Genomic DNA, 13,374 nt, shown 5'->3' with positions numbered 1-13,374 from the left:
ACCGCCCTTTGGAGAAGTGGAATTTAAATTTTCATTTTAGGGGTGGACTTTTTGTAATGGAAAATAATGTACATAAGATATATTTAAAGTTATAATTAAGGTAAATACCTTTTGTATGTAGTGTTAGGTCAATTTTATATTAAAAATGCTGGAATATACCCAGAAAATAATGTAGTCCTTGAAAGTATGATTATATGTGAATTTGAAACAAAACAATAGAATTGTGCTATACTATTGTTCAACAAAAAACTTATTGATATAGTTCATATTATTTAGGAGGATAAACAATCATGTGTACAGCAGCAACCTATAAGACAAAAGATTTTTACTTTGGACGAACCCTCGATTATGAATTCTCTTACGGTGATCAGATAGTAATTACACCACGTAACTATTCATTCCATTTCCGTCATGTTGGCGATATGAAAAATCATTATGCAATTATTGGAATGGCTCATGTTGCAGAGGATTATCCTTTATATTATGATGCGATGAATGAAAAAGGAGTGGCAATGGCAGGTCTGAATTTTGTCGGAAATGCTGTTTATTCCGAGGTTCAACCAGATGTGGAAAATATTGCACAGTTTGAATTTATTCCATGGATTTTAAGTCAGTGTGCTTCTTTAGCAGAAGTTCGTAAGCTTCTTAATCGAATTAATATTGTTAATACTCCTTTCAGCGAGCAATTGCCATTAGCACAATTACATTGGATTATCGCTGATGAAAATGAATCAATTACTGTAGAGTCTATGTCAGATGGTCTACATATTTACGATAATCCTGTAGGAGTGCTTACGAATAATCCGCCATTTCCACAGCAGATGTTTCAATTAAATAATTATATGTATTTATCCCCAAAGCAACCCAAAAACACTTTTGGAGGAAATTTGGCTCTTAATGCATATAGTAGAGGTATGGGAAGTTTAGGTCTTCCGGGAGATCTTTCATCTTCTTCTCGTTTTGTGCGTGTGGCTTTTACAAAGGTAAATGCAATTTCAGGTGAATCTGAGGAAGAAAGTGTTAGTCAGTTCTTTCACATTCTTGGATCTGTGGATCAGCAACGTGGATGTTGCGAAGTGACTGATGGAAAATATGAAATCACATTGTATACATCTTGTTGTAATGTTATTAAAGGTATCTATTATTATAATACTTATGAAAATCATCAGATCAGTGCGGTAGATATGCATGCAGAGGATCTGGAAAGTAATAAATTGATTTGTTATCCAGTAATTCAAGGGGAACGAATCAATTATCAAAATAAATAGTATTTTGAATATAGAGCTGACGTAGAAAGAAGAGGTGGAATACATATGAAGCAAGATACCTTAGAAGGAAAAGCAAAAACAAAAAATGGAATAAAACGATTGTGCTTTTCCATAATCTGCATTCTTCTGGAAGTGATTTTTATTATTACTATCGTAACACGCTTGAATGAATATGCAGAAATCATAAATTTATTTACCAGAATTTTAAGTGGAATCTTAGTTTTGAGATTGTATGCGTCAGATAAGACATCTTCTATGAAAATGCCTTGGGTCATTTTAATTCTGATTTTCCCAATTATGGGTGTAGGCCTGTATTTATTGATTGGCTTGAATGGTGGCACGCATAAAATGCGTGAGCGATATGCAGAAATTGATAGCAAATTGTTACCAATGCTTCCAGACAATCAGGAGTGTTTAAGCAGAATAAAAGAAAAGATTCCGAAAGCAGGAAATATTGCAAGTTACATACAAAGAAATTCGCGGTATCCAATCTATCAGAATACGGATATCAAGTATTTTGATGAAGCAGTGAAGGGATTAGAGGCACAGCTTGAAGAACTTGCGAAAGCACAAAAGTTTATCTTCATGGAATATCATGCGATAGAAGATGCTGAAGCTTGGCATAAGATTCAAGATGTTCTGGAAGAGAGAGTAAAAGCCGGTGTGGAAGTCAGGGTATTCTATGATGATATGGGGTCTATAGGTTTTATTAACACAGATTTTGTAAAAAAGATGGAGAGTATAGGAATTCATTGTCGTGTATTCAATCCATTTGTGCCAGGCTTAAATCTATTTTTGAACAATCGTGATCACAGAAAAATAACAGTAATTGATGGAAAAGTTGGATTTACAGGTGGATATAATCTTGCAAATGAATACTTTAATTATACGCATCCGTATGGGCAGTGGAAAGATACCGGTATTCGTTTAGAAGGAGATGCTGTTCAGTCACTTACAGTGACATTTTTAGAAATGTGGAATGCTGTTAGTGAAAAAGCTACGAATGATACTGATTTTAGTAAATACATTATTCATTACGATTATAAAGCACAGCAAACAGGTTTTGTTCAGCCTTATGCAGACAGTCCTATGGATAATGAGCAGGTCGGAGAAGAAGTTTATATCAGTATGATAAATAAGGCCGAAAATTACTGTTGGTTTATGACACCATATCTAATTATAACAGACGAAATGACACATGCGTTATGTCTGGCTGCTAAGCGAGGGGTAGACGTAAGAATTATCACACCAGGAATTCCTGATAAAAAATTCATTTATAATATAACTCGCTCTTTTTATCATGGATTGGTTAAACATGGAGTGCGAGTTTATGAATGGACACCAGGATTTTGCCATGCGAAAATGAGTATAGTGGATGACTGTATGGCAACTTGTGGAACAATCAATCTGGATTATAGAAGCTTATATCATCATTTTGAAAACGGCTGTTTTATGGCAGATTGTCAGGCAGTTGTGGAAATTAAAAATGATCTGATAAGAACGATGGGAGAATGTCGTGATGTAACAGATCAATATTGTACTGGGCGCAGTGCATATTTGCGACTGGGACAATTATTTATGAGATTATTTGCTGGATTGTTATAAGAATTTAGTGAAACGACCTTTCAAAAAATAGTTGATTTTGAGAGGTCGTTTTTGTTATGTCTGATTGCCGGTACAGGAAATTTACATGGATAAAATTAATTCTGTTGAGGTAAAATTGAGGTTGACTTTGTATTGTATAGACATAGGATGAAAAAAAGTCAGGTGATGTGCGATGGGAAAACGTAAGATATGTAAAATTGTTTTTGTTATACTGTCAATTTTTTTATGTGTGGCTTTTTATGAATTATTTGGAATCTGTATTGCATATAAAAAACAGCCGGAAGTGTCTAATACCATCAAAAAAGAAACACAAAATGATTCGTGGAACGAACGCAGCGAGAATATGGAACGAGCAGTGATCATAGAAAAAAATCCAGAAGCACTTTTACAAAGAGTGCGTTTGATCCGAAATGCAAAAGAAGACATTATTCTTTCTACTTTTGCATTTCAATCAGATGAAAGTGGAAAATTGATCTTAGGAGCACTGCATGATGCGGCAGACAGAGGTGTGCATGTTCGTCTGTTAGTAGATGGAATGGAGAGCTGGGTTGATATGGAAGGCAATCCGTATTTCTATGGATTATCTTCCCATGAGAATGTTGAAATTAAACTGTATAATAAGGCCAATCCGTTGAAACCATGGAAGATGATGGGGAGAATGCATGATAAATATTTGATTGCAGATGGTAAGACATATATTCTTGGTGGAAGAAATACATACAATTATTTCCTGGGTAATTTTCTGGGACATAAGAATTATGACAGAGATGTGTTAGTGGTTTGCGATGAACCTGAGAAAGAAAATTCAGTTAACCAGTTGTTAGAGTATTTTGAAACGATATGGGAACAAGAAGACAGTGGTTATTTTCATGACAATAAAAAACTGGCAAATAGAAAATCTGTAAAGAACGCAGTTTTAGAGCTGCAGAACGGCTATCAGAAATATTTTGAAGAGAATAAGGAAAGAATCTGCGATACCGATTACACGGACGAAACTTTTGAGACAGAAAAGATTGCATTAGTGTCAAATCCTATCCACACAGGTCCCAAGGAACCAGTAGTCTGGTATCAACTGGGAGAACTAATGAAAAATGCAAAAGAGCGCGTGAAAATTCATACACCATATATTATCTGCAATGATATGATGTATAATACATGGAAAGAGATTGCGGAGAGAGTTCCGGATTTTTCTATCATGACCAATTCGGTTGCCAACAATGGAAATCCGTTTGGTTCTGCTGATTATGCGAGAAACAGAAACAGAATTTTAAATACAGGAATTGATATCTGGGAGTATGAAGGCGGCTATTCTTACCACGGAAAAAGCATCCTGATTGATGATGATCTATCCGTAATCGGTTCCTTTAACATGGATATGAGAAGCACGTATCTGGATACGGAACTGATGCTTGTAATACGTAGCAAAGAGATTAATAAACAGTTGGAAGAAGGCATGATGGAATATGAAAGAGTGTCCCGACAGGTATTGGAAGATGGAACCTATCGTGATCCGTATCATGTAGAGCCAATTGAATTGACAAAGAAGCGTCAGAGAAACGTACTTTTGGTACAGCATCTGCTTGGATGGGCAAGATATCTGTTCTGATAAAGGAGGAAGAAGATCGTGTTTCAAATATTAATTGTAGAAGATGATAAAGAATTAAGCCAGCTATTCCAAAAAGTGCTTGAGAAGAATGGATATCAGGTCAAAAGTGCATCAGATGGAGCACTGGCATTAGAAATATTGGATAAAGAGTATATTGATCTGATCATTTCCGATATTATGATGCCGGTTATGGATGGTTATGAACTGGTGTCGGAACTCCGTTCAGCAGGATATCAGATACCGGTACTTATGATCACTGCGAAAGGTTCCTTTGATGATATGCGCCAGGGATTTCTTTCGGGAAGTGACGATTATATGGTAAAACCGGTAAATGTGAATGAAATGGTTTTAAGAGTCGGAGCACTGCTTCGCCGTGCACAGATACTGAATGAACACAAAATTGTGATCGGTTCAACAGAGTTTGATTATGATGCAATGACGGTTACAACTGATAAGGAAAGTCTTGTTTTGCCTAAAAAAGAATTCCTGCTTTTATATAAGCTTGCAGCTTCGCCAGGCAGAACATTTACAAAACAACAGTTGATGGATGAAGTATGGGGATACGAGACGGAGGCAGACCCACATACGATAGAGGTACATATAGGAAGAATCAGGGAGCGTTTGAAAGATAACCCTGATTTTGAAATCGTAACAATGCGTGGAATTGGATACAAGGTGGTGAAAAAATAATGGAACAAAAGAAAGAAAAAGGATTGCGGATCCGATCCTGTCTGACTGGTGCAATCTGGCTGGCACTTGTATTTTCAACAGTCATATCTGCGTTATTATTTGCTTTTTTGAATCATTTTTTTAATCTGCCTGGTAGCATACCTGTGCTTGGCTGGCTTTTGATTTTTAATACATTGATTGCAGGGCTGATTACTTCCTTTATCAATGCAAGGTTGCTGGAACCAATTACCAGACTCAGTAAAGCAATGAAGGAAGTTTCGCAGGGAGATTTTGAACAGCACTTGGAAACGAACAGCCGTATCGCAGAAGTTGGAGAATCTTACCAGAGTTTTAATGTGATGACAAAAGAGCTTCGTGCAACAGAAGTACTGCAGATGGATTTTGTCTCCAATGTTTCTCATGAGTTTAAGACCCCGATCAATGCCATTGAAGGGTATACAATGCTTCTTCAGGGAGAAGAACTGTCTCAGGAGCAAGAGGAATATGTAGAAAAAATCCTGTTTAATACCCAAAGGCTTTCCGGATTGGTTGGAAATATTTTGCTGTTATCCAAGTTAGAGAATCAGAACATACCAATGAAAAAAACAGAATATCGTTTGGATGAACAGATTCGTCAGGCATTTCTTTCCCTGGAGACAAAATGGACAGAAAAAGAAATTGGTTTCCAGGTAGAGCTGGAGGAAGTTAAATATACTGGGAATGAAGGACTTTTTATGCATATATGGATGAATCTTTTAGATAATGCGATTAAGTTCAGTCCTGCAAAGGGGACAATTATGATGTTTCTGAAGCAGGAAAAGGATTCTGTAATGTTTATTCTGGAAGATGAAGGACCGGGAATAGAGGATGATGTGAAAACCAGAATATTTGATAAATTTTATCAGGCAGACGGTTCTCATAAAGCAGAAGGAAATGGTCTCGGCCTTGCACTTGTGAAACGGATCGTAGATAGTGCTGGCGGGACAATCAAGGCAGAAAACCGGGAATATGGTGGATGCAGATTTGTTGTAGAGCTTCCAATACAGAAAGATGAGGCCATATAAGTTTAAGAAAAACAGATAGAGGAGGAATTACATGACATTTTATCAGGAATTGCAGTTAAATCAGGCAGGTTCTAAAAATCTGTTGAAAAAGAGTGAAACAGTGAAAGAAAAATCATATCATATACTGGTATATTTGGTAAAGATAGCTGTTACAATGGCATTTTGTTTTTTATTTGTTACTATTTTCAGTATCTTATTTGGAAATGAGAATAGTATTGTGGGTGTAGTAGTTTTATTATGCCTTATGGTATTTCGGAATGCGGATCTGGGGATCCACACCGGACAATCTACGATGCTTTTGGCTTTGTTCTTTGTAATTATGACTGTATGTCCGCATTTAGCAAACCAGCTTTCACCGGTACTTGGAATGCTGTTAAACATTGCTGCACTGGCAGTGCTGATTCTGTTCGGATGTCATAACCCATTCATGTTTAACCAATCCACATTGGTTCTTGGTTATCTGTTATTGTATGGATATGATGTAACAGGAAAAAGTTATCAGATGCGATTAACCGGAATGGCATTAGGTGCAGCACTTACCTGCTTCGTATTTTATCGAAATCATAAAAACAGAACGTATAAAAGAAATTTGAATGATTTGGTACAGGAATTTGATATATCTTCTTCCAGAACAAAGTGGCAGTTATGTCAGATCATATGCGTACCGGCAGTACTCTGCATTGCGGAACTCTGCAATATGCCACGAGCAATGTGGGCTGGAATTGCGGCAATGTCAGCAATCTTACCATTTATGGAGGATATGCAATACAGAGTCCGCAAAAGGATTGTCGGAAATATTGCAGGTGTAATATGCTTTACAGTACTATATTTTCTGCTTCCGTCATCCATCTATACATACATAGGAATCCTTGGCGGAATTGGTGTAGGACTTTCTGCAAAATATGGCTGGCAGGCAGTATTTAACACATTTGGTGCTTTGGCCATTGCTACAGAGAGTTATGGACTAAAAGGAGCAGTTGGTCTTAGAGTGATTCAGAATGTTTTTGGCGTTGTATTTGCATTAATATTTTGTTCTATGTTTTATTGGCTTATGTCGAAAAAAAAGGAAACAGTGGTAACCGTGGCTGCAAAATAACGTGGGTTAGAAAGAAAAAAGGTTAATCCGGAGATGGCAGCTTTGCTGACGAGTCTGGCAAAGAGTATAAAGATGTAAGGGAAAATGTAAGATCTGTTGGCTTTGGGAAGAATCCTAAGGGTGACAGATCTTTTTTTTGTTTTATTCTGCTTTGGATATACTAACCATAGTGCTAAAATTACATTGCTAGATCGTGAAAACAGGATATAGAATATAATTAACAAAAATAACCATATAGGTTATAAGTATTTAGGAGAAAGGAATGAGGTTTATGTTATATGAATTTTTGAAAGACAATTATAAGGAAGCAGAGCCTATATTCTTTTCTGATATAGTGATTGAATATTAAGTAAAAACATAATCTAAGACAGGCGGCCATCCGCCTGCTCTTGACATGCCTAGCAGTAACTGTTATATATAAAACAAGGGTGAAAAGCCTGATTTGTAAGCTTCTCACCCTTCATTATCATAGAAGAATCTAATTTACAGAGATTTTCTCATAGTCGCATTTTCTGCTTAGTCTTCTACAGGAACAAAAACATCTTTTCCTAATCCACAGATCGGGCATACCCAGTCATCTGGAATATCCTCAAATGCAGTTCCTGGAGCGATACCTCCGTCTGGATCGCCTACTGCCGGATCATAAATATAGCCACATGGTTCACATTCATATTTTTTCATAGTTATTTTCTCCTTTTCATTGTTGATTCATTTTGTTAATAGATTCCTACTGAATTTTTCAATATTTTGTTGCTTTTTTATGTATGTCTGTATTATACATGATACTTTCTATTTTGTCAATAACAGTAATTATTATTATTTTTATTTTGCACATTTTAAATTCAGTAATATCTGACTAAAATGTTACGAAAAAGACTGGTTCTACACTATTTCTGAAAATCTGGCAGTGCATTGCTCTTTCTCATTCGCAAAGAAATATGGAGTGGATTTTGCAGTTGTCAGAGACAGAGAGAAAAGTCCTCCGGTCTATACGGTTTTCTTTAAGGCAAAAGATACAGACGCGGTTACAAGAATTTTACAGGATTATTCAGCAAAGCAGATCAAGAAGCCATCGTTAGAAGCAAAACGTCGTATGATGGATTTGGATAATCTGATAAAAGGTCTGTATGAGAATTTCACACTGGGGCGATTGCCGGAGAGACAGTTTAACCGCCTTATGACGGAATATGACACCGAACAAAGCAACCTAGAGCAGAGAATTTCAGAACTTGAAACTGCTACAGAACGTATATCCACTAAGGCAGTGCAGATTGATAAATTTGTGCGACTGGTTAAGAAATACCGAGATTTTGAGGAACTGACAACACCTATGCTTAATGATTTTATTGAAAAGGTTGTAATTCATGAAGCTGAGGGTGGCAGAACAAAAGACCGTACTCAGCAAGTGGATATTTATTTCAATTTCATTGGAAATTTTGTTCTTCCACTCAGTGAGGATGAAGTGGAAGCCTTGCAGTCAGAGGAAGCACGCAGAGCGGAAGAGATTGCTGAAAGAAAGAGAAAATCTTCTAAGAAATCTACGCAGAAAAGAAATCATAAGCGTGCAGAGATCAAGGCAAAAGCAGAAGCTGGAGATTCTGAAGCTATGGCAGAATATAAAGCAATCCTTGAAAAAGGCAGACAGAACAACCGTAAGAGAGCTGAAAAAATGCGAGAATTGAGAATGTCTGACCCTGAATATCGGGCGAAGATGGAAGAGAAAGAACGCTTGGCATTGGAAAGGGAAAAGAAACGTCAGGAGCGTGCTACAAAGAAGAAAAAGATTGCTTTGGCAGAATGAAAGGAGCAGGCAGAAAAAGGTAATCAGGAAGCCATCAGAGAGCTTGAGGAGCGTAGAGCCATTGCAAGGGAGTGTTCAAGGAAATTAGCAGAAAAGCGTAAACAGAGAGCAGAAAATGACCCTGAATATGCGAAATATTTGGAAGAAAGAAATACAGAATATAACAGACGGCATACCGCAAGGAGAAAGGAGCAGATGGAAGCCTTGAAAGCCAGGGCAGAAGCCGGAGATCAGAAAGCACAGAGTCAGCTTGCAAAGCGTAAACAGTATCAGGTTAGAGCCACAGTGAAGAGCTACAGAAAAATGCGTGAAGATGCATTGAATGGAGACCCTATTGCAAAAGAGAGATATGAAAAAACACTGGCTATGAGACGTGAAGCGTATCATGCAAAGAAAAGAGAACAGACAGCCTGACAATATGCATATGATCAAGATACATTAGTTGCAGAATTGATGAGAATAAGCGGGAGCGATGCAATTATTGTATTAGCTAAAGAGCTACGGTATTGTATAGATAGTTTAACAAATCGGAATTTTGTGGAGGCACATCAATGGAAACAATTTACGAAAAGTATATGGCACTTCCCATAGATAAGGGATCTTTATGTTTAGAATATGGAGATATTGCAGACCCGTATTTTTGCTATCCCGTCAACGCAAATCCAATCGGATTTGAAGGATGTATTCTGTATTGCTTTTTGCCGGAATATGGAGAAATGGTATTTGCCTGCAATCCAGAAAGTTGTGTAGACCAAAATGTATATCCATTAGCGGCAAATTTTGAAGATTTTATCCGTTTAATCTTGGCTTGTGGTACTGCTAACCCATTGGAGCAAATCGTTTGGATGGATAAAAATAAATTTGAAGAACACATGGCAAACGAAGAAAAAATACTGACCGATGAGCAGAGGACAGCGGTACAACAGCTACAGCGGGCATTAAGTTTGTTACCAATAGAAAATCCGTTTGAATATGTCAAATCCATTCAAAAAGATTTTGATGGTAGTAAAATACAATACAGTGATGAATACTATGAAGTTACCGGCATAGAGAACCCTAAAGGAACTAACACCCAAGATAAGCATTTAGTTGAATTTGAACCTGTCGTTTTTGAATTTAACCGCAAACAAGATAGCGACTAACAACTTCCAGTTTTTGAAACTGAGAAATCGCAATTTTATGAGGTGATCATATGAGCAAAAGAAAGAACTTGACCAATAGGCTCATTGCTGTCCTGCTGATTGTTTTGGGTCTTATATTTGGTGTCACATGGAATAGTGCGAAGTTTTGCATTGGAGATGAAATCTTCATTGCCTTGGGTATATCTCCTTGGTCAAATGGTTCAAGTGGAACACATTATCCTGCTATTATTGGTAGTTTTATTATTTTGGTTGGAACAAGTATCTTGAACTTAACTTTGCAAAAGAAAGCTCGTTTTTGGATTTGAAGTGACCCCCAAAAGTTAGACAATATTTTGAAGTAAAAATTGTTCAAGCAGCCGAAAGGGCTTGCTGTCTGTGAATTGCAGGCGGCAAGCCCTTTAGCTTTGCCTTGATCCTGCGGTTGTTGTAGTAATCCAGATATTCGATCAGTTCCTGTTTGAAGTGTTCCATGGATTGAAATTCTTGCAGATATAACAGTTCACTTTTGAGCAGTCCGAAGAAATTTTCTATCACAGCATTGTCCAGACAGTTTCCCTTGCGGCTCATGCTCTGTCGGATCCCCTTCTCGCGAAGCATCCGCTGGTACTGCTTGTGTTGATATTGCCAACCCTGATCAGAGTGGAGAATCAGGCGTGTTCCGGCCGGGATCTTTGCAAACGCCTCGTCCAGCATGGTGGTTACCATGCTGAGTACAGGATGATCCGATATGGTGTAACTGACCAGATCGCTGCTGTGCAGATCGAGAATCGGGGACAGGTAGAGCTTCTCTCCAAACAGGCTGAACTCCGTCACATCCGTGACCCATTTCTGATTCGGCTTTTCGGCATGGAAATCCCGATTTAGCAGATTTGGTGCGATTTTGCCCACTTCTCCCTTATAAGAGCGATACTTCTTCATCCTGACACGGCAAACTAAGCCCAACTCTTTCATAAGCCGCTGGACAGTCTTGTGGTTCACAGAGAATGTACGCTTGCGAAGTTCTGCCGTGATCCGGCGATAGCCGTATCGACCCCTGTTTTCATGGTAAATCGTTGTGATTTCTTCCTTAACAGATGCATATTTGTCTTCTTTCTGCATCTGCTTCAAATGATAGTAGAAAGTTGCACGGGGCAGTTGAGCGATTGAGAGCAGAATACTGAGTGCGTGTTTTTGCCTTAGCTTCTGAACTACCAGCGTTTTTTGTGCTGGTGTCGCTCGTCTTCCAAAACCAAGGCTTGCAAATTTTTTAGGTAATCGTTCTCCGCACGCAGTCGCTGCACTTCGGCCAGCAGATCTTCTTCTACCTGCTTCGGCAGCTGCTTTGGCGGACGACCCTTACTGCTGCGGCCACGCCGTTCGACGGCAAAGCCTTCCGGCCCTTCCTCCAGATAGATTCGCTCCCATGATTTGATTCGATCTCTGCTGTTTACCTCAAATCTACGACAGGTTTCGCTGTAACTTAATTTCTCTTCCTGCATAGTTTCAATCACCAGTTTTTTGAATTCCGGCGTATATCGTTTGTTTGGTACTCCTTTTGGCATAACAAAACACCCCACTTGTTAGATAGTATACCATACTGTCTAACAAATGGGGTGCAGTTCAATTTGGGCGGCTGTTATTCTATCTCTCATTTTGTTTAATTTGTTTTTCACTTATATGTAAATATAAATTCCAGTTTTTGAAACTGAGAAATCGGAATTGACCGAGCTCTTTGAGCGAGGGATACTTCTTGTCCGAAGGGCAAGAAGGTGGGCGTGAAAAAGATTAGAACAATCGGAATTTTGGGAGCAGGAGAAATCAAGATTGGAGGATAAATTGATGAACAAGATTTTCAAATGTCTTATTCGATTTTTGATAGAAGTGATAGTTATGACAGTTTTGATTGTTGGAATCAACATATTTACGAATGGTATGTATCTTTGGGGATTGCCCCGCATAAATGATATTCAGTCTGTAAATATCACGTATCCGAGTATCACGGATGATGTTAAAGAAATTTCAAGCCGTGAAGATATTGACTTAGCCTTAAAGCTAACAGGATTTCTGAAATATGATTTATTTGAGAAAGTGAATAGCGAAGAAGAACCTACTATTACAATTACTTATTTTCTTAAGGATGGAACAAGCAAAACAATCTCCGCTAATAACACTACTGTCTGGTGGAACAATAGAATTCATGTAATCAAGGACGAGGAAATGTTTATCAACCTAACAGAGGGAATTTTCTTTCTGGAAGATTTACAAACAAAGTAAATCAATTCCAGTTTTTGAAACTGAGAAATCGGAATTTGAATGGGAGATGAGACTATGGAAAAAATCAAAAGTTTGAATCGCTATCAAAAGGGTGTCCTAATATTTATGATTGCTATGGCACTGGTATTTGCGTTGATTTATCCCATGACAATCTCACAAGTTGGATTTGAATATAAGAACACAATTCTTGTCCCAAGTCAAGAAGATGGCAGTACGGTGTATTCCGGTAAAATCCAAGGAAAACAGGCACATTTTACGGTGTCGAAGGATAAGACCGTTGTATTTCAGTATGGCGATAAAACCTATGGCCCTTATACAGCAAAAGAAGATCCTACAGCTATTCCGAGGAACGAAGAAATGGCAGAATATATGACCGGTATGGAGCTTCGTCAAGGAGGAGATATTTTGTTTCGTGGGGGTGTTTTGGAGACAGGGGATTCATATTGGCTATACAATGAGGACGGAACCTTAGATAACTTTGGATTTTCTTATGTAACCAGTGATGGGATCGAGAGGGATGAAAACGGGGACGTAATTGATTCCGTGGAGCCATCTGCAGCTACTATACTGGAACTGATGAACGCTCCCGAGCTGACACATAAGGGCGAATGGTTTGCATGGTTTGGGGCTGTGTTTATCTGCGTTCTCAATACAATTTCTATTTTGTTTGCAGATGAGCTGTTCCGTTGGAGTTTGGCATTTCGGATCCGCAATGTCGACCACGCAGAGCCGTCTGATTGGGAAATTGCAGGAAGATATATCGGCTGGACTGTTCTGACGATCATGGCATTGGTACTCTTTATTATGGGGCTGCAATAGTACAACTTCCAGTTTACAGAACTGAATCAAAAGAGCTCGAAGGAGCTCTTT

The 13,374-nt window shown here is 38.2% G+C and carries 15 protein-coding genes; 12 read left to right on the top strand and 3 right to left on the bottom strand.

Annotated features, from left to right (window positions below):
- The first annotated feature begins 290 nt into the window (after positions 1–290).
- The 6 genes from bsh to ACXMYH_RS16195 all read left to right on the top strand — a co-directional run bounded on the left by bsh (position 291) and on the right by ACXMYH_RS16195 (position 7,308).
- Positions 291–1,268 (top strand): choloylglycine hydrolase, encoded by a 978-nt coding sequence (bsh, locus tag ACXMYH_RS16220; RefSeq protein ID WP_486555240.1) that lies wholly within the window; start codon positions 291–293, stop codon positions 1,266–1,268.
- A gap of 45 nt (positions 1,269–1,313) precedes the next feature.
- The gene (gene cls / locus ACXMYH_RS16215) at positions 1,314–2,873 is read left to right on the top strand and encodes a cardiolipin synthase (RefSeq protein ID WP_015552771.1); all 1,560 of its coding nucleotides are present in this window, start codon (positions 1,314–1,316) and stop codon (positions 2,871–2,873) included.
- A gap of 172 nt (positions 2,874–3,045) precedes the next feature.
- Positions 3,046–4,479: a phospholipase D-like domain-containing protein gene (locus ACXMYH_RS16210; RefSeq protein WP_486555239.1), complete on the top strand. Its 1,434-nt coding sequence runs from the start codon at positions 3,046–3,048 to the stop codon at positions 4,477–4,479.
- An 18-nt stretch (positions 4,480–4,497) separates the two neighbouring features.
- Complete coding sequence (locus ACXMYH_RS16205; protein WP_117504378.1) at positions 4,498–5,169, top strand: response regulator transcription factor; 672 nt, start codon at positions 4,498–4,500, stop codon at positions 5,167–5,169.
- The gene (locus ACXMYH_RS16200) at positions 5,169–6,212 is read left to right on the top strand and encodes a HAMP domain-containing sensor histidine kinase (protein WP_118533583.1); all 1,044 of its coding nucleotides are present in this window, start codon (positions 5,169–5,171) and stop codon (positions 6,210–6,212) included. Before ACXMYH_RS16205 ends, ACXMYH_RS16200 begins: the two co-directional genes overlap by 1 nt.
- Positions 6,213–6,243: 31 nt before the next feature.
- Positions 6,244–7,308 carry an FUSC family protein gene (locus ACXMYH_RS16195; RefSeq protein ID WP_117471136.1) on the top strand — a complete coding sequence of 355 codons (1,065 nt, stop codon included), beginning with the start codon at positions 6,244–6,246 and terminating at the stop codon, positions 7,306–7,308.
- Between the two features lie 516 nt (positions 7,309–7,824).
- Here ACXMYH_RS16195 and rd read toward each other — a convergent pair.
- Positions 7,825–7,989 carry a rubredoxin gene (rd, locus tag ACXMYH_RS16190; RefSeq protein ID WP_005608410.1) on the bottom strand — a complete coding sequence of 55 codons (165 nt, stop codon included), beginning with the start codon at positions 7,987–7,989 and terminating at the stop codon, positions 7,825–7,827.
- Between the two features lie 262 nt (positions 7,990–8,251).
- Between rd and ACXMYH_RS16185 the strand changes: the two genes are divergently transcribed.
- The 4 genes from ACXMYH_RS16185 to ACXMYH_RS16170 all read left to right on the top strand — a co-directional run bounded on the left by ACXMYH_RS16185 (position 8,252) and on the right by ACXMYH_RS16170 (position 10,556).
- Complete coding sequence (locus tag ACXMYH_RS16185; RefSeq protein ID WP_486555238.1) at positions 8,252–9,109, top strand: DUF4368 domain-containing protein; 858 nt, start codon at positions 8,252–8,254, stop codon at positions 9,107–9,109.
- Positions 9,110–9,304: 195 nt separating this feature from the next.
- Complete coding sequence (locus tag ACXMYH_RS16180) at positions 9,305–9,523, top strand: hypothetical protein (protein ID WP_486555237.1); 219 nt, start codon at positions 9,305–9,307, stop codon at positions 9,521–9,523.
- A gap of 137 nt (positions 9,524–9,660) precedes the next feature.
- A complete protein-coding gene (locus tag ACXMYH_RS16175; RefSeq protein WP_227296399.1) occupies positions 9,661–10,251 on the top strand; it encodes a hypothetical protein in 591 nt (196 codons plus the stop codon).
- A 50-nt stretch (positions 10,252–10,301) separates the two neighbouring features.
- Entirely contained in the window at positions 10,302–10,556 is a 255-nt protein-coding gene (locus ACXMYH_RS16170; RefSeq protein ID WP_486555236.1) for a hypothetical protein, read from the top strand.
- Between the two features lie 43 nt (positions 10,557–10,599).
- Here ACXMYH_RS16170 and ACXMYH_RS16165 read toward each other — a convergent pair whose 3' ends face one another.
- Together ACXMYH_RS16165 and ACXMYH_RS16160 are read right to left on the bottom strand one after the other, a co-directional pair.
- Positions 10,600–11,445 (bottom strand): IS3 family transposase, encoded by an 846-nt coding sequence (locus ACXMYH_RS16165; protein ID WP_118655573.1) that lies wholly within the window; start codon positions 11,443–11,445, stop codon positions 10,600–10,602.
- A complete protein-coding gene (locus ACXMYH_RS16160) occupies positions 11,439–11,792 on the bottom strand; it encodes a helix-turn-helix domain-containing protein (protein WP_118655571.1) in 354 nt (117 codons plus the stop codon). Before ACXMYH_RS16160 ends, ACXMYH_RS16165 begins: the two co-directional genes overlap by 7 nt.
- 262 nt (positions 11,793–12,054) lie before the next feature.
- Between ACXMYH_RS16160 and ACXMYH_RS16155 the strand changes: the two genes are divergently transcribed.
- Together ACXMYH_RS16155 and ACXMYH_RS16150 are read left to right on the top strand one after the other, a co-directional pair.
- Positions 12,055–12,504, top strand: a complete 450-nt coding sequence (locus tag ACXMYH_RS16155) for a hypothetical protein (protein ID WP_118604542.1) — start codon at positions 12,055–12,057, stop codon at positions 12,502–12,504.
- Positions 12,505–12,558: 54 nt separating this feature from the next.
- Positions 12,559–13,323 (top strand): hypothetical protein, encoded by a 765-nt coding sequence (locus tag ACXMYH_RS16150; protein ID WP_118603719.1) that lies wholly within the window; start codon positions 12,559–12,561, stop codon positions 13,321–13,323.
- Positions 13,324–13,374 lie beyond the last annotated feature (51 nt).

This window comes from Pilosibacter sp. NGB245, from assembly GCF_057397225.1.
The sequence above is the reverse complement of the archived record's forward strand: the minus strand, read 5'-3'. Positions and strand labels throughout refer to the sequence as shown.

Coding starts and splice junctions, on each gene's coding strand:
- ACXMYH_RS16150 (WP_118603719.1), top strand. CDS start 12,559: ATGGAAAAAATCAAAAGTTTGAATCGCTATCAAAAGGGTGTCCTAATA.
- ACXMYH_RS16175 (WP_227296399.1), top strand. CDS start 9,661: ATGGAAACAATTTACGAAAAGTATATGGCACTTCCCATAGATAAGGGA.
- ACXMYH_RS16180 (WP_486555237.1), top strand. CDS start 9,305: ATGGAAGCCTTGAAAGCCAGGGCAGAAGCCGGAGATCAGAAAGCACAG.
- cls (WP_015552771.1), top strand. CDS start 1,314: ATGAAGCAAGATACCTTAGAAGGAAAAGCAAAAACAAAAAATGGAATA.
- ACXMYH_RS16170 (WP_486555236.1), top strand. CDS start 10,302: ATGAGCAAAAGAAAGAACTTGACCAATAGGCTCATTGCTGTCCTGCTG.
- ACXMYH_RS16195 (WP_117471136.1), top strand. CDS start 6,244: ATGACATTTTATCAGGAATTGCAGTTAAATCAGGCAGGTTCTAAAAAT.
- ACXMYH_RS16160 (WP_118655571.1), bottom strand. CDS start 11,792: ATGCCAAAAGGAGTACCAAACAAACGATATACGCCGGAATTCAAAAAA.
- bsh (WP_486555240.1), top strand. CDS start 291: ATGTGTACAGCAGCAACCTATAAGACAAAAGATTTTTACTTTGGACGA.
- ACXMYH_RS16200 (WP_118533583.1), top strand. CDS start 5,169: ATGGAACAAAAGAAAGAAAAAGGATTGCGGATCCGATCCTGTCTGACT.
- rd (WP_005608410.1), bottom strand. CDS start 7,989: ATGAAAAAATATGAATGTGAACCATGTGGCTATATTTATGATCCGGCA.
- ACXMYH_RS16210 (WP_486555239.1), top strand. CDS start 3,046: ATGGGAAAACGTAAGATATGTAAAATTGTTTTTGTTATACTGTCAATT.